The 25,140-nt window shown below is 43.0% G+C and carries 37 protein-coding genes; all 37 read right to left on the bottom strand.

The genetic code is table 11. The features are described from left to right. Nucleotides 1-46: 46 nt before the first annotated feature. On the bottom strand, nt 47-1,324 hold the full coding sequence (gene eno, locus PKOR_RS08620; RefSeq protein ID WP_046310197.1) for a phosphopyruvate hydratase: 1,278 nt from the start codon (nt 1,322-1,324) through the stop codon (nt 47-49). Nucleotides 1,325-1,345: 21 nt separating this feature from the next. Continuing rightward, nucleotides 1,346-2,461: a glutamine-hydrolyzing carbamoyl-phosphate synthase small subunit gene (gene carA, locus PKOR_RS08615; protein WP_046310196.1), complete on the bottom strand. Its 1,116-nt coding sequence runs from the start codon at nt 2,459-2,461 to the stop codon at nt 1,346-1,348. A 79-nt stretch (nt 2,462-2,540) separates the two neighbouring features. Then, a complete protein-coding gene (gene rplQ, locus PKOR_RS08610) occupies nt 2,541-3,068 on the bottom strand; it encodes a 50S ribosomal protein L17 (RefSeq protein ID WP_046310195.1) in 528 nt (175 codons plus the stop codon). A gap of 72 nt (nt 3,069-3,140) precedes the next feature. Beyond that, nucleotides 3,141-4,130 (bottom strand): DNA-directed RNA polymerase subunit alpha, encoded by a 990-nt coding sequence (locus PKOR_RS08605; protein ID WP_046310194.1) that lies wholly within the window; start codon nt 4,128-4,130, stop codon nt 3,141-3,143. Nucleotides 4,131-4,167: 37 nt separating this feature from the next. After that, nucleotides 4,168-4,773, bottom strand: a complete 606-nt coding sequence (rpsD, locus tag PKOR_RS08600) for a 30S ribosomal protein S4 (RefSeq protein ID WP_046310193.1) — start codon at nt 4,771-4,773, stop codon at nt 4,168-4,170. Between the two features lie 20 nt (nt 4,774-4,793). Further along, complete coding sequence (gene rpsK, locus PKOR_RS08595; protein ID WP_046310192.1) at nt 4,794-5,186, bottom strand: 30S ribosomal protein S11; 393 nt, start codon at nt 5,184-5,186, stop codon at nt 4,794-4,796. 10 nt (nt 5,187-5,196) lie between these two features. After that, a complete protein-coding gene (gene rpsM / locus PKOR_RS08590; protein ID WP_046310191.1) occupies nt 5,197-5,574 on the bottom strand; it encodes a 30S ribosomal protein S13 in 378 nt (125 codons plus the stop codon). A 9-nt stretch (nt 5,575-5,583) separates the two neighbouring features. Further along, nucleotides 5,584-5,700 (bottom strand): 50S ribosomal protein L36, encoded by a 117-nt coding sequence (gene rpmJ / locus PKOR_RS24055; RefSeq protein ID WP_007654264.1) that lies wholly within the window; start codon nt 5,698-5,700, stop codon nt 5,584-5,586. A 5-nt stretch (nt 5,701-5,705) separates the two neighbouring features. Further along, a complete protein-coding gene (gene infA / locus PKOR_RS08585) occupies nt 5,706-5,924 on the bottom strand; it encodes a translation initiation factor IF-1 (RefSeq protein WP_025609076.1) in 219 nt (72 codons plus the stop codon). Beyond that, nucleotides 5,925-6,698, bottom strand: coding sequence for a type I methionyl aminopeptidase (gene map, locus PKOR_RS08580; protein ID WP_046310190.1), 774 nt, complete (start codon nt 6,696-6,698; stop codon nt 5,925-5,927). A 3-nt stretch (nt 6,699-6,701) separates the two neighbouring features. Beyond that, a complete protein-coding gene (gene secY, locus PKOR_RS08575; RefSeq protein ID WP_046310189.1) occupies nt 6,702-8,018 on the bottom strand; it encodes a preprotein translocase subunit SecY in 1,317 nt (438 codons plus the stop codon). Nucleotides 8,019-8,030: 12 nt separating this feature from the next. After that, on the bottom strand, nt 8,031-8,477 hold the full coding sequence (rplO, locus tag PKOR_RS08570; RefSeq protein WP_046310188.1) for a 50S ribosomal protein L15: 447 nt from the start codon (nt 8,475-8,477) through the stop codon (nt 8,031-8,033). 2 nt (nt 8,478-8,479) lie between these two features. Beyond that, nucleotides 8,480-8,659 (bottom strand): 50S ribosomal protein L30, encoded by a 180-nt coding sequence (gene rpmD, locus PKOR_RS08565; RefSeq protein ID WP_046310187.1) that lies wholly within the window; start codon nt 8,657-8,659, stop codon nt 8,480-8,482. A 5-nt stretch (nt 8,660-8,664) separates the two neighbouring features. After that, nucleotides 8,665-9,183, bottom strand: a complete 519-nt coding sequence (gene rpsE / locus PKOR_RS08560; RefSeq protein WP_046310186.1) for a 30S ribosomal protein S5 — start codon at nt 9,181-9,183, stop codon at nt 8,665-8,667. A 5-nt stretch (nt 9,184-9,188) separates the two neighbouring features. Further along, nucleotides 9,189-9,536 carry a 50S ribosomal protein L18 gene (rplR, locus tag PKOR_RS08555; RefSeq protein WP_046310185.1) on the bottom strand — a complete coding sequence of 116 codons (348 nt, stop codon included), beginning with the start codon at nt 9,534-9,536 and terminating at the stop codon, nt 9,189-9,191. A gap of 8 nt (nt 9,537-9,544) precedes the next feature. Further along, on the bottom strand, nt 9,545-10,099 hold the full coding sequence (gene rplF, locus PKOR_RS08550) for a 50S ribosomal protein L6 (RefSeq protein WP_046310184.1): 555 nt from the start codon (nt 10,097-10,099) through the stop codon (nt 9,545-9,547). Between the two features lie 14 nt (nt 10,100-10,113). Next, nucleotides 10,114-10,512 carry a 30S ribosomal protein S8 gene (gene rpsH / locus PKOR_RS08545; RefSeq protein WP_046310183.1) on the bottom strand — a complete coding sequence of 133 codons (399 nt, stop codon included), beginning with the start codon at nt 10,510-10,512 and terminating at the stop codon, nt 10,114-10,116. A 90-nt stretch (nt 10,513-10,602) separates the two neighbouring features. Continuing rightward, nucleotides 10,603-10,872, bottom strand: coding sequence for a 30S ribosomal protein S14 (gene rpsN / locus PKOR_RS08540; RefSeq protein ID WP_046310182.1), 270 nt, complete (start codon nt 10,870-10,872; stop codon nt 10,603-10,605). Nucleotides 10,873-10,874: 2 nt separating this feature from the next. Continuing rightward, nucleotides 10,875-11,429: a 50S ribosomal protein L5 gene (rplE, locus tag PKOR_RS08535; RefSeq protein ID WP_046310181.1), complete on the bottom strand. Its 555-nt coding sequence runs from the start codon at nt 11,427-11,429 to the stop codon at nt 10,875-10,877. Nucleotide 11,430: 1 nt separating this feature from the next. Then, the gene (gene rplX / locus PKOR_RS08530; protein WP_046310180.1) at nt 11,431-11,754 is read right to left on the bottom strand and encodes a 50S ribosomal protein L24; all 324 of its coding nucleotides are present in this window, start codon (nt 11,752-11,754) and stop codon (nt 11,431-11,433) included. Between the two features lie 18 nt (nt 11,755-11,772). Next, nucleotides 11,773-12,141, bottom strand: a complete 369-nt coding sequence (rplN, locus tag PKOR_RS08525; RefSeq protein ID WP_025609061.1) for a 50S ribosomal protein L14 — start codon at nt 12,139-12,141, stop codon at nt 11,773-11,775. A gap of 1 nt (nt 12,142) precedes the next feature. Beyond that, the gene (gene rpsQ / locus PKOR_RS08520; protein ID WP_046310179.1) at nt 12,143-12,397 is read right to left on the bottom strand and encodes a 30S ribosomal protein S17; all 255 of its coding nucleotides are present in this window, start codon (nt 12,395-12,397) and stop codon (nt 12,143-12,145) included. Between the two features lie 14 nt (nt 12,398-12,411). Beyond that, nucleotides 12,412-12,612: a 50S ribosomal protein L29 gene (gene rpmC, locus PKOR_RS08515; protein WP_046310178.1), complete on the bottom strand. Its 201-nt coding sequence runs from the start codon at nt 12,610-12,612 to the stop codon at nt 12,412-12,414. Between the two features lies 1 nt (nt 12,613). Beyond that, complete coding sequence (gene rplP, locus PKOR_RS08510; protein ID WP_046310177.1) at nt 12,614-13,036, bottom strand: 50S ribosomal protein L16; 423 nt, start codon at nt 13,034-13,036, stop codon at nt 12,614-12,616. 29 nt (nt 13,037-13,065) lie between these two features. Then, nucleotides 13,066-13,815 (bottom strand): 30S ribosomal protein S3, encoded by a 750-nt coding sequence (gene rpsC, locus PKOR_RS08505; RefSeq protein WP_046310176.1) that lies wholly within the window; start codon nt 13,813-13,815, stop codon nt 13,066-13,068. Nucleotides 13,816-13,820: 5 nt separating this feature from the next. Continuing rightward, nucleotides 13,821-14,213, bottom strand: coding sequence for a 50S ribosomal protein L22 (gene rplV / locus PKOR_RS08500; protein ID WP_046310175.1), 393 nt, complete (start codon nt 14,211-14,213; stop codon nt 13,821-13,823). 2 nt (nt 14,214-14,215) lie between these two features. Continuing rightward, entirely contained in the window at nt 14,216-14,494 is a 279-nt protein-coding gene (gene rpsS, locus PKOR_RS08495) for a 30S ribosomal protein S19 (protein ID WP_025609055.1), read from the bottom strand. A gap of 3 nt (nt 14,495-14,497) precedes the next feature. Beyond that, nucleotides 14,498-15,322, bottom strand: a complete 825-nt coding sequence (rplB, locus tag PKOR_RS08490; protein WP_046310174.1) for a 50S ribosomal protein L2 — start codon at nt 15,320-15,322, stop codon at nt 14,498-14,500. A gap of 10 nt (nt 15,323-15,332) precedes the next feature. Continuing rightward, nucleotides 15,333-15,620 carry a 50S ribosomal protein L23 gene (rplW, locus tag PKOR_RS08485; protein WP_046310173.1) on the bottom strand — a complete coding sequence of 96 codons (288 nt, stop codon included), beginning with the start codon at nt 15,618-15,620 and terminating at the stop codon, nt 15,333-15,335. Continuing rightward, a complete protein-coding gene (gene rplD, locus PKOR_RS08480) occupies nt 15,620-16,249 on the bottom strand; it encodes a 50S ribosomal protein L4 (RefSeq protein WP_046310172.1) in 630 nt (209 codons plus the stop codon). Before rplD ends, rplW begins: the two co-directional genes overlap by 1 nt. A gap of 1 nt (nt 16,250) precedes the next feature. Further along, a complete protein-coding gene (rplC, locus tag PKOR_RS08475) occupies nt 16,251-16,868 on the bottom strand; it encodes a 50S ribosomal protein L3 (RefSeq protein ID WP_046310171.1) in 618 nt (205 codons plus the stop codon). 178 nt (nt 16,869-17,046) lie between these two features. Continuing rightward, entirely contained in the window at nt 17,047-17,352 is a 306-nt protein-coding gene (gene rpsJ / locus PKOR_RS08470) for a 30S ribosomal protein S10 (protein WP_007654312.1), read from the bottom strand. Nucleotides 17,353-17,361: 9 nt separating this feature from the next. After that, nucleotides 17,362-19,467: an elongation factor G gene (gene fusA / locus PKOR_RS08465; protein ID WP_046310170.1), complete on the bottom strand. Its 2,106-nt coding sequence runs from the start codon at nt 19,465-19,467 to the stop codon at nt 17,362-17,364. Between the two features lie 3 nt (nt 19,468-19,470). Beyond that, nucleotides 19,471-19,938 carry a 30S ribosomal protein S7 gene (rpsG, locus tag PKOR_RS08460; RefSeq protein ID WP_046310169.1) on the bottom strand — a complete coding sequence of 156 codons (468 nt, stop codon included), beginning with the start codon at nt 19,936-19,938 and terminating at the stop codon, nt 19,471-19,473. A 19-nt stretch (nt 19,939-19,957) separates the two neighbouring features. Then, entirely contained in the window at nt 19,958-20,368 is a 411-nt protein-coding gene (gene rpsL, locus PKOR_RS08455) for a 30S ribosomal protein S12 (RefSeq protein WP_046310168.1), read from the bottom strand. A gap of 104 nt (nt 20,369-20,472) precedes the next feature. Further along, entirely contained in the window at nt 20,473-20,790 is a 318-nt protein-coding gene (locus PKOR_RS08450) for a DUF3467 domain-containing protein (protein ID WP_046310167.1), read from the bottom strand. A 7-nt stretch (nt 20,791-20,797) separates the two neighbouring features. After that, nucleotides 20,798-25,114 carry a DNA-directed RNA polymerase subunit beta' gene (gene rpoC, locus PKOR_RS08445; RefSeq protein ID WP_046310166.1) on the bottom strand — a complete coding sequence of 1,439 codons (4,317 nt, stop codon included), beginning with the start codon at nt 25,112-25,114 and terminating at the stop codon, nt 20,798-20,800. Nucleotides 25,115-25,140: the final 26 nt, after the last annotated feature.

Genomic DNA, 25,140 nt, shown 5'->3' with positions numbered 1-25,140 from the left:
ATTATAACCCACAGCCTTGCAAAATTTATTTTACCTAAATGGTATTTTAGAACTTCTTTCCAGGATAATATGCTACCTCACCAAGCTCCTCCTCAATGCGGAGCAGTTGGTTATACTTAGCCATACGGTCTGAACGAGAAGATGAACCAGTTTTGATCTGCCCTGTGTTTAGAGCAACAGCCAGGTCAGCAATGGTGTTATCTTCTGTCTCACCTGAACGGTGGCTCATTACGCTCTTGTAACCATTACGAGCACCCAGGTTGATCGCATTGATCGTCTCTGTCAGAGTACCAATTTGGTTAACTTTGATCAGAATAGAGTTCGCTACACCTTGGTCGATTCCTTGCTGCAGACGCTCTACGTTCGTAACGAACAGGTCATCTCCTACCAGCTGGCACTTGTCACCGATAGCCTCTGTAAGTTGCTTCCAGCCTGCCCAGTCATCTTCAGCCATACCATCCTCTATGGAGATGATAGGATATTTATTTACCCACTCAGCCCAATAGCTTACCATATCAGAAGAAGACAGCCTATCGCCTGAAGACTTCTTGAAGTGGTATTTACCAGAAGAAGCATCGTAGAACTCTGAGCTGGCAGCATCCATGGCAATCATGAAGTCATCTCCTGGCTTGTAACCAGCAGCTTCAATTGCCTGAAGCACTACCTCGATGGCCTCCACGTTAGAAGCGATGTTCGGCGCAAAACCACCTTCATCACCTACGTTTGTAGAAAGCCCTTTCTTCTTCAGTACATTCTTCAGGTTGTGGAATACCTCAGAACCCATGCGAAGTGCCTCAGAGAAAGTTGGAGCACCGATAGGCATGATCATGAACTCCTGGAAGTCGATTGCGTTGTCCGCGTGGCTACCACCGTTTAGGATGTTCATCATCGGCACAGGCAGTGTGTTAGCGTTTACGCCACCTACATAGCGGTAAAGCGGCAGGTTTAGCTCTTGTGCAGCAGCACGAGCAATAGCTAGCGATACACCAAGAATAGCATTGGCACCCAGGTTTCCTTTGTTTGGCGTGCCATCCAACTCGATCATGATCTTATCAAGCAGGTTCTGGTCAAACACCGGGAATCCTACTAGTTCTTCGGCAATCTTATCGTTAACGTTCTTTACAGCCTGCAGTACACCTTTGCCCATGTACTTGCCCTTGTCGTTATCGCGAAGCTCCACAGCCTCATGTATACCTGTAGACGCTCCTGAAGGAACTGCTGCACGGCCCATGATGCCTGTCTCGGTCATTACATCTACTTCAACAGTGGGGTTACCACGTGAGTCGAAGATCTGTCTGGCTTTAATGTCAGTGATTAAGCTCATTAGTTCTGTTTTTAACTATAGTTATACGTTGTTTTTACTCTCTTCCAGCAGGGCTACAAATTCATCGAACAGGTAGGTCGAATCGTGTGGCCCTGGAGATGACTCTGGATGGTACTGCACAGAGAACGCTGGCTTGGTTCTCATGCGCATTCCTTCCACGGTATTGTCGTTGAGGTTTATATGGGTGATTTCTACCTCAGGATGGTTTCTTAGTTGCTCTGAATCAACCACAAAGCCATGATTCTGGCTTGTGATTTCACTTTTACCTGTTAGCAGGTTCTTAACGGGCTGGTTCAAGCCTCTGTGCCCGTTGTGCATTTTGTATGTTGCAATGCCATTTGCCTGCGCCAGTATCTGGTGGCCCATACAAATTCCAAACATCGGCTTTTCCTTAGCCAAAATTTGTTTTACACTTGCTACAGCATCTCTTGTTGCCGCAGGGTCACCAGGACCGTTGGAAATAAAGTAACCATCTGGATTCCACTTCTCCATTTCTTCGAACGGAGTGTTGTAAGGGAAAACTTTTACCTCACAACCACGCTGCATAAAGTTGTTAAGGCTGTTACGTTTTACTCCTAAGTCAAGTACAGCAACTCTGAATTTTACCTCATCCGGCTTTAGGTGATACACTTCTCTGGTACTAACATGCGACGAAAGCTCCAGACCAGCCATTGAAGGTACCTCTGCCAGCTTTTTACGCAGCTCCTCTACATCAGTTATTTCAGAGGACACGATACCGTTCATCGCACCTTTATCGCGGATATGGCGCACTAAAGCTCTAGTGTCTATTTCACATATACCCACTACTCCAGCTTTCTCGAAGTACTCTTGTAAAGAACCTTCAGCCGTTTTTCTAGAAAAGAAATGAGAGAACTCCTTACAAACCAAGCCACTGATTTGCACCTTGTCAGACTCCACTTCTTCGTGCTGCACACCGTAGTTTCCTACGTGCGATACTGTAGTTACAACTAATTGTCCATAATAAGATGGATCTGTAAAGATCTCCTGGTAACCGGTCATACCTGTGTTAAAGCAAAGTTCACCACCGGACGTACCAATACGCCCAAGGCTTTTGCCTTTATAAACAGTGCCGTCTTCAAGTAATAGAATTGCCTCTGAGGAAGTATGTTTTTTCATGGTAAAGATTTATTACAAACATAAAAAAAGGGACACGACTTACGTCATGTCCCTTTAAAATATTTACAAACAGAGCTTATTAAGCATCTTTTGTTTCGCCATTAGAATCGTTAGACTCAGCAGCTGGAGTTTCAGTTGCCTCAGGCGCATTTGTCTCAGCAGCAGTTCCTTCTGCTTTCTTCTTACCACCACGACGACGAGTCTTCTTAGCACCTGCAGCTGCAGTACCAGTTGTAGATAGCATATCCTCGTTGTAGTCAACAAGCTCGATCACACACATTTCTGCGTTGTCACCCAGTCTGTAACCAGTCTTCAGGATACGAGTATAACCACCTGGTCTGTTAGCAATTTTAACAGATACCTCATCAAAAAGCTCCTTTACAGACTCTTTGTTCTGAAGATAAGCGAAAACTGTTCTTCTAGAGTGAGTAGTGTCGCTCTTAGATTTAGTAAGCAGAGGCTCCACATATTTACGAAGCGCTTTAGCTTTTGCTACTGTAGTAGATACGCGCTTGTGTAGGATAAGGGATGATGCCATGTTTGACAACATTGCCTTACGGTGTGAAGCTGTTCTTCCTAAGTGATTAAATTTTTTACCGTGTCTCATTATTTTGAATTGTGCACGTGCATACCGTCGATCAACCTAAGCGGGATCGGGAATTATGCCGTAGGATTAATATTACTCTTCCTCTAATTTGTATTTAGAAAGGTCCATACCGAAGGTCAAACCTTTCTCCTGAACTAGGTTCTCTAGCTCCGTCAACGACTTCTTACCGAAGTTTCTGAATTTCATCATGTCCGCAATATCAAGCTGCACTAGGTCGCCAAGTGTTTTGATGTCGGCAGCCTTCAAGCAGTTGTATGCACGAACAGAAAGATCCATATCCTGAAGAGGTGTCTTCAGAACTTTGCGCATGTGCAGCAGTTCTTCGTCTACAGCCTCTTCTTCTTCAGGCTTAGCTGTCTCAAAAGTCATTGTATTATCTGAGAACAGCATGAAGTGCTGAATAAGGATGTTTGCAGCACCCTTTAAAGCATCTTCTGGGTGAATAGAGCCGTCTGTTTGTATGTCAAGAACTAGTTTTTCGTAGTCGGTTTTTTGCTCCACACGTGTGTTCTCAACACTAAACTTAACGTTCTTGATAGGTGTATAGATGGCGTCGATAGAAATCTGACCAAACACCTGCTCAGCTGGTTTGTTCTCATCAGCAGGTACGTATCCACGACCTTTCTGAATCGTCATTTCAAGCTCAAAGTTAACGCTTGGGTCCAGGTGGCAAATTACCAGCTCTGGGTTCAGCACTTCGAAGCTAGAAGTGAAGTTGTTGATATCACCAGCTTTGAAAGTATCCTGACCACTGATTGAAACAGTGATTCTTTCGTCTACAACGTCGCTTACTTTTTTGAAGCGAGCCATCTTCAGGTTAAGAATAATATCAGATACATCCTCAACCACCCCTTCAACAGACGAGAACTCATGCAGTACACCACCAATGCGAATGCTTGTTATGGCATATCCTTCCAAAGAAGATAGAAGGATTCTTCGCAGAGCATTACCGATGGTTACTCCGTAACCTTTTTCAAGCGGCTTGAATTCAAATAATCCATGAAAGTCGTCGGCTTTTTCCATTACAACTTTCTCTGGCATTTGAAATGCTAATATTGACATACTTGCAGTGTTAAAGGTTATAAATTGATTAAGCTGCTTACTTAGAGTAAAGCTCGACGATCAGCTGCTCCTGAATCTTTTCAGGGATTTGGTCTCTCTGTGGAGTAGACACAAACTTACCAGCCATCTCGTTAGCATCCCACTCTAACCAACCAAACTGACGAGCATTGCGAACAGTCAAGCTAGTAGTGATTGCCTCAAGAGACTTAGACTTCTCACGTACAGCCACAACATCACCTACTTTAAGAGAATAAGAAGGGATGTTTACAATTTCACCATTAACTAAAACGTGCTTGTGCAATACAAGCTGACGTGCAGCTCTTCTGGTAGGGGCGATACCCAAACGGTAAACAGTGTTATCTAGTCTAGACTCAAGCAGAGCAAGAAGGTTTTCACCTGTAATGCCACCTCTTCTGTGAGCTTTGTCGAACAGATTAGCAAACTGCTTCTCTAGAACACCATATATATATTTAGCTTTTTGCTTCTCAGCAAGCTGAATAGCGTATTCAGACTGCTTCTTGCGGCGACCGCGGCCATGCTGCCCTGGAGGGTAGCTTTTCTTTTTCAGCGCTTTGCTTGGGCCGAAAATCTCCTCATTGAAACGTCTTGAGATTTTACTCTTAGGACCTGTATATCTTGCCATTTTAGTTCTCTATTTAGGAATTAAACTCTTCTGCGTTTTGGTGGACGGCATCCGTTGTGTGGTAGTGGAGTAACATCTTTAATAGTTGTTACTTCGATACCAGTGTTTTGCACAGTACGGATGGCAGACTCTCTACCTGCACCTGGACCTTTAACAAAAACTTCTGCTTTACGCATACCAAGGTCATAAGCAACCTTTGCGCAGTCAGCAGCGGCCATTTGTGCAGCATAAGGAGTGTTCTTTTTAGAACCCTTAAAGCCCATTTTACCAGCAGAAGCCCAAGAGATAACTTGTCCTGCGTTATTGGTTACTGATATAATAATGTTGTTGAAAGAAGCTTTGATGTGTACTTGGCCAGTAGGTTCAACAACTACAACACGCTTTTTAGCTTTATCTTTTCTTTTCTGAGCCATGATCTAGTGATTATTTAGAAGCTTTCTTCTTGTTAGCAACTGTCTTACGCTTACCTTTTCTTGTGCGAGAGTTGTTCTTAGTTCTCTGACCACGTACTGGCAATCCTTTACGGTGTCTCAATCCACGGTAGCAACCAATATCAAGAAGACGCTTAATGTGCAGCTGAACCTCGGATCTTAATACACCCTCAGTTTTAACATCTGCAGCAATTATATTTCTAATCTCACCGGCTTCGTCCTCAGTCCAGTCTTTTACCTTTTTGTCAAGATCCACCCCGGCTTTGCTCAAAATTTGCTTCGAAAGGCTACGTCCGATACCAAAAATATAGGTAAGGGCGATTTCTCCTCTCTTGTTATCCGGAATATCTACTCCTGCTAATCTAGCCATAAAATTTAATTAACCTTGTCTTTGTTTATATCTTGGATTCTTTTTGTTGATCACGTAAAGCTTCCCCTTACGGCGGATTACTTTACATTCAGCACTTCTCTTTTTTACTGATGCTTTAACTTTCATTGGATTTATTTATATCGGTAAACAATTCTGCCTTTAGTAAGATCATAAGGAGACATTTCCAACTTAACTCTGTCACCTGGTAGAATTTTGATATAATTCATGCGCATTTTGCCAGAGATATGAGCTACTACCTGATGGCCATTTTCAAGCTCAACTCGAAACATGGCGTTAGACAAAGCCTCTACGATAGTTCCGTCTTGCTCTATGGATGACTGTTTTGCCATTTATGATTTTTTAGCTTGTTCTATATAATCAAAAGTTGTTAATATCTCAGCCTTATCCTTACGAACTACAACTGTATGCTCAAAATGGGCCGAAGGTTTATTGTCTTTGGTCCTGATAGTCCAACCATCATCCTCCTGCACAATATGCCTTGTCCCAAGATTGACCATAGGCTCTACAGCAATCACTAAACCATCCTGTAGTTTTACACCTTGGCCACGTTTTCCATAGTTAGGTACTTCAGGTGACTCATGTAAGTTACGTCCAATACCATGCCCAACAAGTTCACGAACTATCGTGAATCCATTAGACTCGGCATGATCTTGTATTGTATAACTTACATCTCCGAGTCTGTTACCTACCACAGCCTTCTCAAGTCCTAAGTACAGAGACTCTTTAGTAACTTCTAAAAGCTTAGAGACTTCAGGACTAACTTCTCCAACAGCATGAGTATATGCACAATCACTGTGGAAGCCATTTTTGTAAACTCCACAGTCAACAGAAATGACATCGCCTTCGTTCAAAGTATAGTTACTAGGCATGCCATGTACAACTACAGAGTTGACAGAAATGCATAAACTATAAGGAAAACCGTTATAGTTTTTGAATGAAGGCTTACCTCCATTATCATGTATAAACTCTTCAGCTAGCTTATCTAGTTGAAGAGTTGAAACACCTGGTTTGATAAGACGAGCAATTTCGCCATGTGCTTTGCTTAGGATCAAAGCACTCTGGCGAATTAACTCAATATCTTCTTCAGTTTTATAAATTATCATCGATTAGGATACCATGGCGATGTTTTCAGTTCTGCCACGAAGCTTTCCTGATTTCATCATACCATCATAGTGGCGCATAAGTAGGTAGCTTTCAACTTGCTTAAGAGTATCAAGTACTACACCTACCATGATCAGAAGCGACGTTCCGCCAAAGAACTGAGAAAACTCTCTTGTTACTCCGAAAAGCATCGCTATAGCAGGGAAGATAGCAACTAAAGCAAGATAAATAGCACCTGGAAGCGTGATCTTTGTTAAGATAGCATCTATATACTCTGAGGTAGCAAGACCAGGCTTTACACCAGGAACAAAACCACCACTACGCTTCAGGTCATCTGCGATTTGGTTTGGATTTACACTAATTGCAGTATAGAAATAGGTAAATACAAGGATCAACAAACCAAAAACAACATTGTACTGCCACGAGGTAAAATCAGAGAAAGTAGCTCCGATATAATTCGCTGTCTCACTAGAGTCTGCCCAGATAGAAGCAATCATAGATGGCAAGAACATAAGAGACTGAGCAAAGATGATTGGCATTACACCAGCAGCATTCACCTTCAGAGGGATAAACTGACGTTGTCCGCTATATAGTGAGCTTGTGCCTACTTGCTTTGCATACTGTACTGGTATTCTTCGCACAGCCTGTGTCAACATCACAACAGACATTACAACTAGGAACAGAACTAATATCTCAAACAAGAAAAGAAGTGCTCCATTCAATTGCTTTGATAAGAATTCTGCTACAATAGCACCAGGGAATCTGGATACAATACCTATCATGATAAGCATTGATATACCATTACCTATACCTTTGTCTGTGATCTTCTCTCCAAGCCACATACAGAAAACTGTGCCTGAAGTAAGTACTATCATGGAGGTGATAGTAAATAATGTTGTATTAATCGCTATAGCCTCAGCATTGATCGTAGCAACAAATCCTACAGCTTGCGCCAAGGTGATTACTATTGTCAGAACTCGAGTGATCTGGTTGATTTTCTTTCTACCAGATTCACCCTCCTTCTGCATTTTTTGGAAATAAGGTACAGCAATAGTTAACAGTTGGAGTACGATAGAAGCTGATATATAAGGCATGATACCTAAAGCAAAGATGGAAGCATTACTAAATGCCCCACCTAAGAAAGTATCTAACAAACCGAAAATACCGGATGTGTTATCCTGCAGCTGATTAGGATCAACGCCTGGCAAAACAACAAAAGAACCAAGTCTGAATATAGCTATGAAGAAAAGAGTGTTCAGAATTCTGACTCTTAGATCCTCTATAGCGAAAATGTTCTTTAAAGTTGTTATAAACTTCTTCATACCTCCTACTGATTAAAGAGCGACTGTTTTACCGCCTGCTTTTTCAATTGATGATGATGCAGATCCAGAGAAAGCATGAGCATGAACCTCAACAGCTTTGTTAACCTCTCCTCTACCCAAAATCTTAACCTTATCGTTCTTTTGTACAAGACCATGAGCTCTGAAGAAATCAAAGTTCAACACTGTCTCATTTGTTGACTCAGCAAGAGCCTGAATAACATCTAAGTTGATAGCTTTATACTCAACTCTGTTAATGTTCTTAAAGCCATACTTAGGAACACGTCTCTGAAGTGGCATCTGACCACCTTCGAAGCCGGCCTTCTGTGAGTAGCCTGAGCGAGATTTAGCACCTTTATGTCCACGAGTAGAAGTACCACCTCTACCTGAACCAGTACCTCTACCTATACGCTTTCTGGCTTTAACAGAACCTTCTGCAGGTTTTAAAGATTGTAAGTACATGATTATTGTTCTTTTACTTCTACCAAATTGTGGACTTTCTTTACCATGCCAGCAATCTGAGGAGTATACTCAACAGATACTGATTTGCTTATCTTACCTAAACCAAGAGCTTTGATAGTCAACTTCTGGTTCTTAGGTCTATCGATAATGCTCTTAACTTGAGTGATAGTTACTTTAGCCATTTCAATTATCCGTTGAATACTTTCTGTAAATTAACACCGCGCTGCTGAGCTACCGCCAAAGGATCACGCATTTTAGAAAGAGCGTCGAAAGTTGCTTTTACCACGTTGTGTGGGTTAGAAGAACCTTTAGACTTGCAAAGTACGTCTTTGATACCTGCACTTTCCAATACAGCACGCATTGCACCACCAGCGATAACACCAGTACCTGGAGCTGCTGGTTTAACTAGTACAAAACCACCTGAGTATTTTCCTTCGATAGCGTGAGGAACTGTGTTATGATACACAGGAACCTTTACAAGATTCTTCTTCGCATCGTCAATACCTTTAGCAATAGCGTCAGTTACTTCGTTAGCCTTACCAAGGCCGTAACCAACAACACCATTACCATCACCAACTACCACGATGGCAGCGAAGCTAAATCTTCTACCACCCTTAACAACCTTGGCTACACGGTTAATGGCTACTACTCTCTCCTTAAGTTCGATTTCGCTTGCCTTTACGCTACGTATATTATTCTTCAACATATTATTTAGAATTTAAGGCCAGCTTCACGAGCGCCTTCTGCCAATGATTTTACTTTACCGTGATAAAGGTAGCCGTTACGATCGAAAACAACCTGTGAGATACCTTTAGCCAATGCTTGCTCAGCAATAGCTGTACCAACCTTACCAGCAGTTTCAATGTTGGCTTTTGCATCATCAAGTTTAACTGAAGAGGCAGCCGCTAGTGTCACACCAGTAGTATCATCAACTAGCTGTGCATAGATAGCTTTATTGCTACGGAACACAGTTAGTCTTGGCCTTTCAGAGGTACCAGAAACCTTATTTCTGATACCCTGCTTAATTCTTAGTCTTCTGCTTATTTTATTAGTAGACATGATGACGATTATTTAGACGCTGTCTTACCAGCTTTTCTTCTGATAACTTCTCCTACGAAGCGGATACCCTTACCTTTATATGGCTCAACCTTACGCAGCGATCTGATTTTAGCAGCAACTTGACCAATTAATTGTTTGTCGTTGCTCTCCAGCGTTACAATCGGGTTCTTACCTTTCTCAGTAACAGCAGTAGCTGTTACTTCATTCGGCAAGCTCATGTAGATGTTGTGTGAGTAACCTAAAGACAGTTCTAGAGTTGACCCCTGAACTGAAGCTTTGTAACCAACACCAACTAGCTCTAGCTGCTCTTTATAGCCTTGGCTAACACCTACAACCATATTATTGATCAAGGCTCTGTAAAGACCGTGCATAGCTTTATGACGCTTCTGCTCAGTTGGGCGCTCAACAACAATAACGTTGTCGTCCTGCTTCACAATCATATCCTTGTCTATAGTAGTAGAAAGTTCACCCTTAGGGCCTTTAACCGTTACTACATTGTTATCACCGATGGTAACTTGTGTATTGTTAGGCAGGGTGATTGGCAATTTTCCTATACGTGACATTGTCTATCCTCCTATTAATATACATAACATAACACCTCGCCACCTACATTCAGTGACTTAGCCTCTTTCTCTGTCATTACACCCTTAGATGTAGACAAAATGGCTACACCAAGGCCGTTCAATACCCTTGGCAAGTTCTCAGTGCCAGTGTATTTACGAAGCCCTGGCTTACTTACCCTCTCCAGTTTCACAATAGCAGATTGCTTAGTGTTAGGGTTGTACTTCAGAGCTATTTTAATCGTGCCTTGTACGCTAGAGTCATCAAACTTATAGCTTTGAATATACCCTTTTTCGTACAATACTTTTGTGATCTCTCTCTTTATCTTGCTAGATGGTATCTCAACTATTCTGTGGTTCGCTTTGATAGCGTTACGCACTCTAGTTAAATAATCTGCTATTGGATCTGTGTTCATTATGAATGAATGTAATAATGAATGCTTTATCTAAGCGAGGGGCAAAGATACTAATATCTTTTTAAGATTCTTAATGAGAATCCTAAAAAATTACCAGCTCGCTTTTGTAACACCAGGAATTTTACCAGCTGAAGCCAACTCTCTGAAAGTTACACGAGAAATACCAAACTTTCTCATATATCCTCTTGGTCTACCAGTAAGCTTACAACGGTTGTGAAGTCTTACAGGAGATGCGTTACGAGGCAGCTTATCCAGCGCCTCATAATCACCTTTGGCTTTTAGCTCAGCTCTCTTTGCAGCATACTTGGCTACAAGTTTTTCTCTTTTAAGCTCTCTAGCTTTTACTGCTTCTCTTGCCATGGTTATTTCTTGATATTAGCGAATGGCATACCGAATGCTTTTAGCAGTTCGTAGCTCTCTTCGTCAGTTTTAGCTGTTGTAACGAAAGTTATGTCCATACCAGAAATAGCTTTGATCTTGTCGATGCTGATTTCTGGGAAGATGATCTGCTCCTTAACACCCAGTGTGTAGTTGCCACGGCCATCAAAGCCTTTGTCATTTACACCTCTGAAGTCACGTACACGTGGAAGAGCCACAGTTAGCAGACGATCCAGGAATTCGTACATTCTTTCGCCTCTCAAGGTAACGCGTGCGCCAATTGGCATGCCCTCACGAAGCTTGAAGTTCGAAACCGACTTCTTCGCGATTGTTGGAACAGCCTTCTGACCAGTGATAGTAGTCAATTCGTCCACGCCAATATCTACCAACTTTTTGTCAGCAACGGCAGCACCGATACCTTTGTTGATAGAAATTTTAGTGATCTTAGGCACCTCCATGATGTTCTTATACTGGAACTTCTCTTTCAAGGCAGGCACTACCTCGTTCTGATATTTCTCTTTTAATCTTGTGGTTGCCATCTTAGATTACTTCTCCTGTCTTTTTAGAATAACGCTCTGTTTTACCTTCGCTGTTCTTTCTTCTAGCAGCCTTAGTTGCCTCACCAGACTTTGGGTCTACAAGTACAACATTGCTAGCGTGAATAGGAGCTTCTACTTTATTGATGCCACCCTGTGGGTTCTGAGCACTTGGTTTCGCGTGCTTAGTTACAAGGTTAAGGCCTTCAATAGTAACTCTCTGCTTTTCTAGGTTCACAGCGATAATGCGGCCAGTCTTGCCGCGCTCGTCACCGGCTATTACTTTTACTGTATCGCCAGTCTTTACATGAAGTTTTTTCTTATTCATTTTAATCTGAATTTGTAGTTATAGAACTTCAGGCGCTAACGAAACAATTTTCATGAATTGCTTTTCACGAAGTTCACGTGCAACTGGGCCGAAGATACGAGTGCCACGTGGCTCGTTGTTTGCGTTCAAAAGAACAGCGGCATTATCGTCGAAACGGATATATGAACCGTCTTTTCTTCTAACCTCTTTCTTAGTTCTTACAATAACTGCTTTCGAAACAGTTCCCTTTTTAACGTTTCCAGAAGAAAGGGCAGACTTAACAGTTACAACGATTCTATCACCAACAGAGGCATACTTTTTACCAGTACCGCCCAATACACGGATGCAAAGAACTTCTTTAGCACCGCTGTTGTCAGCTACACTTAGTCTTGATTCCTGCTGTATCATTTTACTTAGCCCTTTCTATGATTTCTACTAAACGCCATTTCTTGTTCTTGCTGAGAGGACGCGTTTCTTGAATGCGAACTACATCGCCGATGTTGCACTCGTTGTTCTCGTCGTGAGCCATGAACTTGGTAGATTTGCTAACAAACTTACCATACATTGGGTGCTTCATTCTGCTCTCCACTAGTACAGTAATAGACTTGTCCATCTTATTGCTAACAACCTTACCGCTTCTTTCTTTTCTTAGGTTTCTCTCCATGATCTTAATCAGTATTAAGAGTTAGCTTCAATTTCACGACGACGAACTTCTGTACTCAGTCGAGCGATCAAGCGCTTCGTCTCGCGGATTTTCATTGGGTTCTCCAGTGGAGATATAGCATGAGCAAAACGCATGTTCTGCAGGTTAGCTCTCTCAGTGTTAAGCTTATCTTGCAGTTCTTCCGCAGATAAAGCTGTTATCTCTGAATTTTTCATTTTATTTCTCAACGTAATCTCTACGTACTACAAACTTTGTTTTTACTGGCAGTTTCTGTGCAGCAAGTCTCAAAGACTCTTTTGCTACTTCCAGAGGTACACCATCAGATTCAAACATGATTGTACCTGGCTTAACCACTGCTACCCAATATTCAGGAGAACCTTTACCCTTACCCATACGAACCTCAGCAGGCTTCTTTGTAATAGGTTTGTCAGGGAAAATACGGATCCAAACTTGACCCTCACGTTTCATCGCTCTTGTCATGGCAATACGAGCAGCCTCAATTTGGCGAGACGTAATCCATGTAGATTCAAGAGACTTTATAGCGAAAGAACCAAACGCAATAGAGCTGCCTCTGTGAGCCAGACCCTTTACGCGGCCTTTTTGCATTTTTCTAAATTTAGTCCTTCTAGGCTGTAACATTTTCTAAAACTTATAATGTTAACACTCGATTATTGACGACGCTTACGCTTAGGTGCACCTTCACCTTTTTTGTTGCGGTTTCCACCACGTCTGTCGCCAGAGGCTGAACCAGGTCCTTTGCTTTCAAGGCCAGCGTTCGGAGTAAGATCTTTCTTACCATAAACCTCACCTTTGAAGATCCAAACTTTGATACCTAGTTTACCATACACTGTTTGTGCCTCAGACAAAGCGTAGTCGATATCCGCACGCAATGTATGAAGAGGAGTTCTACCTTCTTTGTAGTGCTCTGTTCTAGCCATTTCAGCACCACCAAGACGTCCAGAAACCTGAACTTTGATACCCTCGGCACCAACACGTAGCGCAGAAGCAATAGCTTGCTTCATAGCACGGCGGAAAGAGATACGAGCCTGTAGCTGCTGAGCAATTGACTCACCAACTAGCTTGGCATCTAACTCAGGACGCTTAATTTCAAAGATATTGATTTGAATATCCTTGTTAGTAAGCTTCTTAAGCTCTTCTTTAATCTTATCTACTTCCTGACCGCCTTTACCGATTACAACACCTGGTCTTGCAGTATTGATTGTAATAGTAATGCGCTTAAGCGTTCTCTCAATTATAATTTTAGAAATACCGCCTTTAGGGATACGAGCTAGTATATATTTTCTGATTTTCTCGTCTTCGATCAGCTTCTCAGCGAAATCTTTGCCGCCATACCAGTTAGAATCCCAACCTTTGATAACACCTAGTCGAAAACCTATCGGATTAACTTTCTGTCCCATATTTCTTACTTGTTGGCTTTTTTAGATTTCTTTGACTGCTGCTCTAACTGCTCCTCTGTCATGCTGTCAATTACCAGAGTTACATGGTTTGATCTTTTTCTGATTCTGTAACCACGGCCCTGTGGAGCTGGACGAAGACGCTTCAGCATTTTACCTTCATCTACAAAGATTGTCTTGATGTAAAGGTTTGCTTCTTCGATGCGAGCATCTTCATTTTTCTGCTGCCAGTTTGCTAAAGCCGATAAAACAAGTTTCTCAACTTTGGCTGCACCAGCATTGGCTTCAAATTTCAGAATACCAAGAGCTTTTGATACGCTTTTACCGCGTACTAAGTCTGCTACCATTCTCATTTTACGAGGAGAGGTAGGGACATTTCTAAGTTTTGCTACTGCTTCCATTATTAACGCTTGCCTTTATCTTTCTTAGCAATGTGACCTCTAAAGTTTCTTGTTGGAGCAAATTCACCAAGCTTATGTCCTACCATGTTTTCAGTAACATAAACAGGGATAAATTTATTCCCATTGTGAACTGCGAAAGTGTGACCAACGAAATCAGGTGAAATCATAGATCTACGAGACCAGGTTTTGATAACAGACTTTTTGCCTGCCTCGTTCATCACAGTTACTTTCTTCTCGAGCCTAAAGTCAATATAAGGCCCTTTTTTTAATGATCTAGCCATTTACTATTTCTTTCCTCTATTAACTATAAGCTTCTCAGAATACTTGTTCTTGTTTCTCGTCTTAAGACCTTTAGCATATAGGCCTTTACGTGAGCGTGGGTGACCGCCTGAAGACTTACCTTCACCACCACCCATAGGGTGATCTACTGGGTTCATAGCAACACCACGAACGCGAGGACGTTTGCCCAACCATCTGTTACGTCCAGCTTTCCCTAGCTTCACATTCATATGCTCAGCGTTGGAAACTGTACCCACAGTGGCAGAACAGTTAACAAGAACCATTCTTAACTCACCAGAAGGAAGTTTGATGGTAGCATAGCGACCCTCACGGGCAACCAGCTGCGCATAAGAACCTGCACTTCTAGCTAGTGTAGCACCAGCACCTGGCTGAAGCTCAATGTTGTGGATGATTGTACCTAGAGGAATATCAGAAAGAGGTAAGCAGTTACCAACTTCCGGAGCTATACCAGGACCAGAGTTAACTACAGTTCCTACCTGCAGACCTGCCGGTGCAATGATATATGTTTTCTCTCCATCAGCGTAGTGAAGCAGCGCAATACGAGCTGTTCTATTTGGATCGTACTCGATTGTCTTCACCGTAGCAGGAACACCATGCTTAGTACGCTTGAAGTCAATTACTCTGTACTTTCTCTTATGACCACCGCCCATATAGCGCATAGTCATTCTACCTGAGTTGTTACGTCCACCAGATTTTGTAAGAGGTGCCAACAAAGATTTCTCTGGAGTAGTTGATGTTATTTCATCAAATGCTGGGGCTACTCTAAATCTTTGACCTGGTGTTATTGGTCTTAACTTTTTTAAAGCCATTTTAACTTAATTATATGCCGCTGTAAAAGTCTATCACTTCACCCTCTTTCAGGGTTACTACTGCTTTTTTGATCAGAGATGTACGGCCTGTAACAGCTCCAGACTTTGTGTATTTAGTCTTTTTCTTACCGATCGAGCGCATTGTTGCTACTTTCTCTACGGTTACGCCATACAATTTTTCAACTGCCTTTTTGATCTCTACTTTGTTGGCATTTCTTCCTACCTCAAAAGCATATTTCCCAACCTCGTTCAAGGCAGCGTATTTCTCTGTAATAATTGGTCTTTTCAGAACGTTCATTATTTCGCGCTAAAGAGGTTTTCTAATTCATTTACTGATTGCTCAACAAGAACAAGTTTTTCTGTGTTCAGCAGGTCATAAGTATTCACGTCTTTCACGGTAGAAACTTTTACCTTTGGCAGGTTTCTTCCTGAAAGCACGATGTTCTTATCTACAGCTGGCAACACAATCAGAGTTTTTCCAGTTGTCTGCAGGTTGTTAAGTATTCCTCTGAACTCTTTCGTTTTCGGAGCATCCAGTGTGAATGACTCAACCAGAGCAACACGGTTATCACGTGCTAACAGAGAAAGTGCAGATAAACGAGCTACTCTTTTCAGTTTCTTGTTCAGTTTGAAGCTGTAGTTTCTTGGTTTTGGACCAAATACTCGGCCACCACCAACAAATACAGGAGATTTTATGCTACCAGCACGGGCACCGCCTGTACCTTTTTGCTTCTTGATCTTCTTTGTAGAACCGGCTACCTCGTTACGCTCTTTAGACTTGTGCGTACCTTGTCTTTGGTTAGCCAAGTACTGCTTCACGTCAAGATACATGGCATGCTCGTTTGGCTCTAAACCAAAAACAGCATCAGAAAGAGTTACTTTTCTGCCTGTATCTTCACCTTTAATATTTAATACAGAGAGCTCCATTTTATTTCTCAATTAACACGTAAGAATTTCTGGCACCAGGAACAGAGCCACTAACAACAATTAGGTTTCTTTCAGCTACAACGCGAAGAACAGTCAGGTTTTGGATCTTCACTCTGTTTCCACCCATTCTACCCGCCATGCGCATACCTTTGAATACTCTTGATGGCCAAGAGCATGCACCGATTGAACCTGGGTGTCTAGCTCTGTTGTGCTGGCCGTGAGTTTGGCCACCAACACCAGCAAAGTTGTGGCGTTTTACAACACCTTGGAAGCCTTTACCCTTAGATGTACCAACTACATCTACGAATTCGCCTTCCTCAAAAAGGGATGTATCAACTACATCACCTAGGTTGAAGGAAGCACCTTCAACATCAAACTCAGCTACCTTTTTCTTTGGAGCAGTATTAGCTTTCTGATAATGACCAGCTTCCGCTTTCGTTACTCTCTTGAGTTTCTTGTCACCATAGCCAATCTGCACTGCAGCGTAGCCGTCATTCTCAACCGTCTTCACCTGAGTAACTACACACGGACCTGCTTGGATAAGCGTTACTGGTGTGTATTTACCATCTGCTGTGAAGAGGCTTGTCATTCCGATTTTTTTACCGATAATTCCAGGCATTCAACTTTTGTTTAGAGATGGATACAATAATTCCTTGTCCCCTATTTTCGCTAAGGGAGTGCAAAGTTAATAATTTTTTCTCTTTCTTTTCAAGCTTTCTCTAAAATATTTATTCTCAAGCAGGTATAAAAAAAGAGGAGAACTTTCGCCCTCCTCTTTTCTATCTTCTATGTTGTTATCAAACTTTGATTTCAACATCTACACCGCTTGGCAATTCTAGCTTCATCAGCGCATCTACTGTTTTAGAGCTTGTAGAGTAAATATCTACCAATCTCTTGTAAGTGCAAAGCTGAAACTGCTCGCGAGACTTCTTGTTCACGTGTGGTGAACGAAGAACTGTAAATTTATCCTTCTCTGTTGGAAGAGGAATTGGGCCGCTTACTATGGCACCTGTTGCCTTAACAGCTTTCACAATTTTCTCTGAAGATTTATCTACCAGATTGTGATCGTAAGACTTAAGCTTTATTCTAATTTTCTGATTCATCTTATACTACTATTTTGCTGCTGTTCCCTTGATTTTGGCAATGATAGCATCTGCTAAGTTTTGCGGTACCTGCTCATAGTGAGAGAAAGTAAGCGATGCAGTTGCTCTACCAGAAGTAATTGTACGAAGGTCTGTAACATAACCAAACAATTCAGAAAGTGGAACGTCAGCTTTCACTACTGTTGAAGTACCTTTTGTATCCATACCTTTCATGATACCTCTTCTTCTGTTCAAGTCGCCTGTTACAGGACCAGTATATTCATCTGGAGTAACAACGTCTACAGCCATGATTGGCTCAAGAAGCTTAGGAGCACACTGCTTACCAGCCTCTTTGAAGCCTTGACGTGCAGCAAGTTCGAATGAAAGTGAGTCAGAGTCAACATCGTGGAATGAGCCGTGGAACAGACGTACTTTCATTGAGTCTACTGGGAATCCAGCTAGAATACCGTTCTTCATCGCCTCTTCGAAGCCTTTCTGAACAGCAGGGATGAATTCTCTAGGAATTACACCACCCACGATAGCGTTTTCAAACTCAAGTCCTTGCTTGCCATCCTCACGTGGTCCCATTTCGAACACGATATCGGCAAACTTACCACGACCACCAGACTGCTTCTTGAATACCTCACGGTGCTCAACCTTCTTAGTGATTGTTTCTTTGTAAGCCACCTGCGGAGCACCTTGGTTCAGTTCAACCTTGAACTCACGCTTCATACGGTCGATGATAATCTCCAGGTGAAGCTCACCCATACCACGAAGGATTGTCTGACCTGTTTCCTCATCAGTGTTTACCTGAAGAGTTGGGTCTTCCTCGATAAGCTTGGCAATAGCCATACCCATCTTGTCAGAGTCAGCTTGAGACTTTGGCTCGATAGCATATCCAATAACTGGCTCTGGGAATTCCATAGACTCAAGTACAATCTTTGCATTTTGATCACAAAGTGTATCTCCAGTCTTGATATCTTTGAAGCCTACTACCGCACCGATGTCACCAGCACCCAGTCTTTCGATCTGGTTTTGCTTATTTGCGTGCATCTGGAAGATACGGGAGATACGCTCTTTATTATTTGAACGTGTGTTGAACACGTATGAACCTGATTCAAGAACACCTGAATAAGCACGTACGAAGCACAGACGACCTACATAAGGGTCAGTTGCGATTTTGAACGCCAGACCTGCAAAAGGCTCATCGTAGCTTGGCTTACGAGAAATCTCAGCACCTGTATCTGGGTTTGTACCTTTGATGTTATCTCTATCCAGAGGAGACGGAATCAATGCCATAACATAATCAAGCATTGTCTGTACACCTTTGTTTTTGAAAGACGAACCACAAAGCATAGGAACAATCGCCATGTCTATTGTAGCAGCACGAAGCGCAGCAACGATCTCATCCTCAGTAATAGAGTCTGGATCCTCAAAGTACTTCTCCATCAAAGTTTCGTCATACTCAGCTACAGCTTCCAACAGTTTCTCTCTGTATTCAGCAGCTTCCTCAACCATATCATCAGGAATAGGAACTTCAGTGAAGGTCATCCCTTTATCTTCCTCATTCCAGATGATACCGCGGTTGTTTACTAAGTCGACTACGCCTCTGAAGTTATCTTCAGAACCGATTGGCAGCTGAAGCGCTACGGCGTTGCTTCCAAGCATTTCCTTCACCTGCTTACATACAGCAAGGAAGTCAGCACCTGAACGGTCCATCTTGTTAACGAAACCTATACGTGCAACTTTGTAGTTGTCTGCCAGACGCCAGTTTGTCTCAGACTGAGGCTCTACGCCGTCTACAGCCGAGAACAAGAATACCAGACCATCAAGAACACGCAGGGAGCGGTTTACCTCTACAGTAAAGTCCACGTGACCTGGAGTGTCAATGATATTGATGTGGTAATTCTGACCTCTGTATGGCCAGCTAACTGTTGTAGCAGCAGAAGTGATAGTGATACCTCTTTCTTGCTCCTGCTCCATCCAGTCCATGGTTGCTGCACCATCGTGTACCTCTCCTATTTTGTGGCTTACACCAGCATAGTAAAGGATACGCTCTGTGGTAGTTGTCTTACCAGCATCGATGTGAGCGGCGATACCAATGTTTCTTGTGTATTTTAAGTCGCGAGTATTCATAAGTTAGAATCTAAAGTGAGAGAATGCTTTGTTCGCTTCTGCCATTCTATGCGTATCGTCTTTTTTCTTAACGGCCGCACCTTCACCTTTAGCAGCTGCAATAATTTCACCTGCTAATCTGTCTTTCATTGTCTTCTCACCTCTCTTGCGAGCGTATGATATCATCCACTTGATACCAAGAGATACTCTGCGGTCCGGACGAACCTCAGTCGGCACTTGGAAAGTAGCACCCCCTACCCTGCGGCTTTTCACTTCGACGCTTGGCATGATGTTGTTCAACGCCTTCTTCCAAGTTTCAAGACCGTTTTCTTTAGTTCTTTGCTCTACTAGTTCTACAGCATCATAGAAGATACCATAAGCAACACTTTTCTTACCATCTTCCATCAGGTAGTTTACGAAACGTGTTACTAATGTCTCTTTATATTTTGGATCAGGAAGGAGTATTCTACTTTTAGGCTTTGCTTTTCTCATTGTATTAAAACTCTATGAATTATTTCTTTTTACCTTTTGCAGCAGCCGGAGCCTGTCCTGGTTTAGGTCTCTTAGCACCATACTTAGAGCGTGACTGAAGACGACCGTTTACACCGGCAGTATCCAAGGCACCACGTACGATGTGGTAACGTACACCTGGAAGGTCTTTTACTCTACCGCCTCTGATTAGCACAATTGAGTGCTCCTGAAGGTTATGACCTTCACCTGGGATGTAGGCGTTAACTTCTTTACCATTTGTAAGTCTTACCCTGGCTACTTTACGCATCGCAGAGTTTGGCTTCTTTGGCGTAGTTGTATATACTCTAGTACATACACCACGGCGCTGTGGGCATGAATCTAAGGCAGGAGACTTTGACTTGAAAGTCAACTTTTCTCTACCTTTTCTTACTAATTGCTGTATAGTAGGCATTTACTAGCTGTTAATTATAGATTTTTCTACTTAAAATTTTGGTCTGCAAAGGTATAAAATTCACTTTGCATTTTCAAAATTTTAAAACATTAATTCTCTGTACCTTAGGCCTCTCCTACTGTTCCTCCAAAGTTCATCGGGAAAGAAGGAGCGCCTTGTGTCTGCTTTATTTCACCAAAGCTTGCTTCAAATTTTTGGACATTATCTGCCAGAGCAGCCAAAAGTCTTTTGGCATGCTCTGGTGTGATAACTACTCTTGATTTTACTTTAGCTTTAGGCAGACCTGGCATCAATCTTATAAAATCAATCACAAACTCGCTGCTCGAGTGGGCGATCATAGCTAAGTTAGCATACTCTCCCTCCGCTACCTCTTCAGACAGCTCGATGTTTATTTGATTTTGTTTTTGCAGATCTTCCGCCATGGTTCACTTATTTATTTTGCAACTCCTGCTGCTTCGCTTTAGAAGTTGATTTCTTTGACTCAACTAGCGTATCGTACTCTTCCTGGCTTCCCACTATCAGGTTCTGGTATTCTCTCAGACCTGTACCTGCAGGTATCAGGTGACCTACGATTACGTTTTCTTTCAGTCCTAGCAACTCATCCGCCTTACCCTTGATCGCTGCTTCGCTCAATACTTTAGTTGTTTCCTGGAACGATGCTGCAGAGATAAAGCTTTGAGTACCCAACGAAGCTTGTGTGATACCTTGTAGTGTAGGACGAGAAACAGCTGGCTGTGCATCACGCACCGTTACTAGTTTCAAGTCACGACGCTTCAGGCTTGAGTTCTCATCACGCAGACGACGTGGTGTTACTATTTGACCTGGCTTCAGGTTTGCAGAATCACCGGCATCCTCAACCACTTTCATATCAATGATGTGATCGTTCTCCTCCATAAAGGATACTTTGTCTACCGTCTGGTTCTCCAGGAAGCTTGTGTCACCTGGGTCTACCACTACTACCTTCTGCATCATCTGGCGTACTACAACCTCAATGTGTTTGTCATTGATCTTCACACCCTGCAGACGATATACTTCCTGAATTTCGTTCACCAGGTACTCTTGTACTGCACCCGGACCTTGGATATTCAAGATATCTGTTGGAGTGATAGCACCATCTGATAACGGCATACCAGCACGGATAAAGTCATTGTCCTGTACCAGGATGTGCTTAGAAAGCGGCACCATGTACTTTTTCTTCACGCCATCTTTCGACTCTATGAAGATTTCACGGTTACCACGCTTCACGCTACCATATGTTACTACACCATCGATCTCAGACACTACCGCTGGGTTAGATGGATTACGAGCTTCAAACAATTCTGTAACTCGTGGAAGACCGCCTGTAATGTCTCGTGTTTTACCGATAGCACGTGGGATTTTCGCCAGGATTTGACCAGCTTTGATTTTCTCCCCGTTCTCTACTGTCAAGTGAGCACCTACCGGTATATTGTAACCTTTAGATTCACCATTTTTCGGATTAACCACGATTGCCGGGTTCTGTGTCTTATCTTTTGTATCGATAATCACTTTCTCACGGTAACCTGTCTGCTCGTCTGACTCCTCACGGTATGTGATGCCTTCTATGATCGACTCGTAAGAAATCTCACCATCGAACTCAGAAAGGATTACCGCATTGTACGGATCCCAATTACACAGCTGTGCTCCTTTCTCAATGATCTGCCCTTCATTTACATGCAGGAATGAACCATAAGGAACGTGGTTGCTGATCAAAAGCTTACCTGTGTTCGGGTCAACGATTTTAACCTCGCCTGAACGACCCATAACTACTTTAACAGGCTCGCCTTCATTGTTTACCGTATCCAGTGAGCGAACATCTTCAAACTCTATTCTACCTCCGAACTTCGCCAGGATAGTTGCATCTACCGCAATGTTAGATGCTGTACCACCCACGTGGAATGTACGAAGAGTCAGCTGTGTACCAGGCTCACCGATAGACTGAGCTGCAATTACACCTACAGCCTCACCTTTCTGCACCATAAAGCCTGTTGCCAGGTTACGGCCGTAGCATTTAGCACAGATACCACGCTTAGACTCACAAGTAAGTACTGAGCGAATTTCTACAGACTCTATTGCCGTATTCTCGATAGCTCGGGCTACTTCTTCTGTGATTTCTGTTCCTGACTCTACAATCAGATCATTCGTAACTGGATCGTATACATCATGAACAGCTACGCGACCCAAGATACGCTCTGATAGAGACTCTACAATATCTTCGTTGTCTTTCAGTGCACTTACTTCCAGACCTCTTAGAGTACCGCAGTCCTCTTCGTTAACGATCACGTCCTGAGACACGTCTACCAGACGACGAGTTAGGTAACCAGCATCGGCAGTTTTAAGAGCCGTATCGGCAAGACCTTTACGTGCACCGTGTGTAGAGATGAAGTACTCGATTACATCCAGACCTTCTTTAAAGTTTGATAGGATCGGGTTCTCAATAATCTCACCTACGGAACCTTGTAATGATTTCTGAGGCTTAGCCATCAGACCTCTCATACCACCCAACTGACGGATCTGCTCTCTCGAACCACGGGCTCCAGAGTGCATCATCATAAAGATGGAGTTAAAGCCTTGGTTCTCATTTTCAAGACGGCGCATCAACGTTTCAGTAATTTGGTTGTTGATACGCGTCCAGATATCAATTACCTGGTTGTAACGCTCATTGTCAGTGATCAGACCCATAGAGTAGTTTTGCCATACAGCATCTACGTCTTTTTTAGCCTGCTCCACTAGTATCTCTTTCTCAGCCGGAATATTGATATCACCAAGACCCATAGAAAGACCGCCTTTATAGGCAGACTGGAATCCAAGTGTTTTGATATCATCCAGGAACTGAGCTGTACGGGCCATACCCGTCTCTTTGAATACTCTAGAGATGATCTGCTGCAGTTTCTTCTTAGTCAGCAGTTCATCGATATAACCCACCTCTTCTGGTACGAACTGGTTAAAGATTACACGACCGGCAACTGTTTCGATCAGTTTCGTCTCCAGTTCACCATTTTCGTTTTTAACTTTAGCTCTTACCTTGATATAGGCGTGTTTAGAGATTCTCTTCTCGTTGATGGCAATAACCACTTCCTCCGCAGAGTAGAAGCTCATACCTTCTCCGTCGATTTTCTCATTTTCTGTGCTGCGCTTTCCTTTAGATACATAGTATAAACCAAGTACCATGTCCTGAGAAGGTACTGCAATCGGAGCACCGTTAGCAGGGTTCAGGATGTTATGCGAAGCAAGCATCAGCATAGATGCCTCCAGTACAGCAGCAGGTCCTAGTGGAACGTGCACCGCCATCTGGTCACCGTCAAAGTCGGCGTTGAACGCAGTACACACTAATGGGTGTAACTGAATTGCCTTACCTTCGATCAGCTTAGGCTGGAATGCCTGAATACCTAATCTGTGTAGTGTAGGAGCACGGTTTAGGAGTACTGGATGGCCTTTCAGCACGTTCTCCAAGATATCCCAAACTACAGGGTCCTTACGATCTACTATTTTCTTTGCAGACTTTACAGTCTTAACAATTCCTCTTTCAATTAGCTTGCGGATGATGAACGGCTTGAAAAGCTCAGCTGCCATATTCTTAGGCAGACCGCACTCGTGCAGCTTCAGTTCAGGACCAACTACAATTACCGAACGGCCAGAGTAGTCAACACGCTTACCAAGTAAGTTCTGACGGAAACGTCCTTGCTTACCTTTCAGCATGTCAGAAAGTGACTTCAGCGCACGGTTACCCTCTGCACGAACAGCGTTTACTTTACGTGAGTTGTCAAACAGTGAGTCTACCGCTTCCTGCAGCATTCGCTTCTCGTTACGAAGGATTACTTCAGGAGCCTTAATCTCTATCAAACGCTTCAGACGGTTGTTTCGGATGATAACACGTCTATACAGGTCGTTCAAGTCAGATGTAGCGAAACGGCCACCATCCAATGGAACTAGTGGACGAAGCTCTGGTGGAATAACAGGCACCATGCGGATGATCATCCATTCTGGTCTGTTCTCTATTCGTGTAGTAGCATCACGGAACGCCTCTACCACACGAAGACGCTTCAAGGCCTCAGCTTTACGCTGCTGCGAAGTCTCGTGTGCAGCCGCATGACGCAGCTCATAAGAAAGGTCGTCCAGTTGGATGCGCTCTAAGAGCATTTGCAGGGCTTCAGCACCCATTTTCGCGATAAACTTGTTTGGATCGTTATTATCCAACATTTGGTTCTCGCGAGGCAGTTTATCCACCATATCCAGGTACTCGTCCTCTGTCAAGAAGTCCAGTGTATTTACACCGTCCTCTGCAAGGATACCTGGCTGGATAACTACATATCTTTCATAGTAGATGATCTGGTCAAGCTTCTTTGTTGGAAGGCCTAACAGATAACCTATTTTATTTGGAAGAGATTTGAAGTACCAGATGTGCGCTACCGGAACCACTAATTCAATGTGGCCCATACGCTCGCGGCGCACTTTCTTCTCCGTCACCTCCACGCCGCAACGGTCGCAGATGATGCCTTTGTATCTGATTCTTTTATACTTTCCGCAGTGGCATTCCCAGTCCTTTACGGGTCCGAATATTCTTTCGCAGAACAGACCACCCATCTCAGGCTTATAGGTTCTATAGTTTATGGTCTCAGGCTTAGTTACCTCTCCATTGGAACGCTCCAGGATTGACTCCGGCGAAGCCAAGCTGATCGTTACTTTAGAGAAGTCCTGAGTTAGCTTTTTGTTTTTCGCAAATGCCATATTATTAGAATAATGTCGATACAATG

It is taken from the genome of Pontibacter korlensis (assembly GCF_000973725.1).
Classification (GTDB): domain Bacteria; phylum Bacteroidota; class Bacteroidia; order Cytophagales; family Hymenobacteraceae; genus Pontibacter; species Pontibacter korlensis.
Note: the sequence above shows the minus strand (reverse complement) of the source record. Positions and strands in the feature narration are given on the sequence as shown.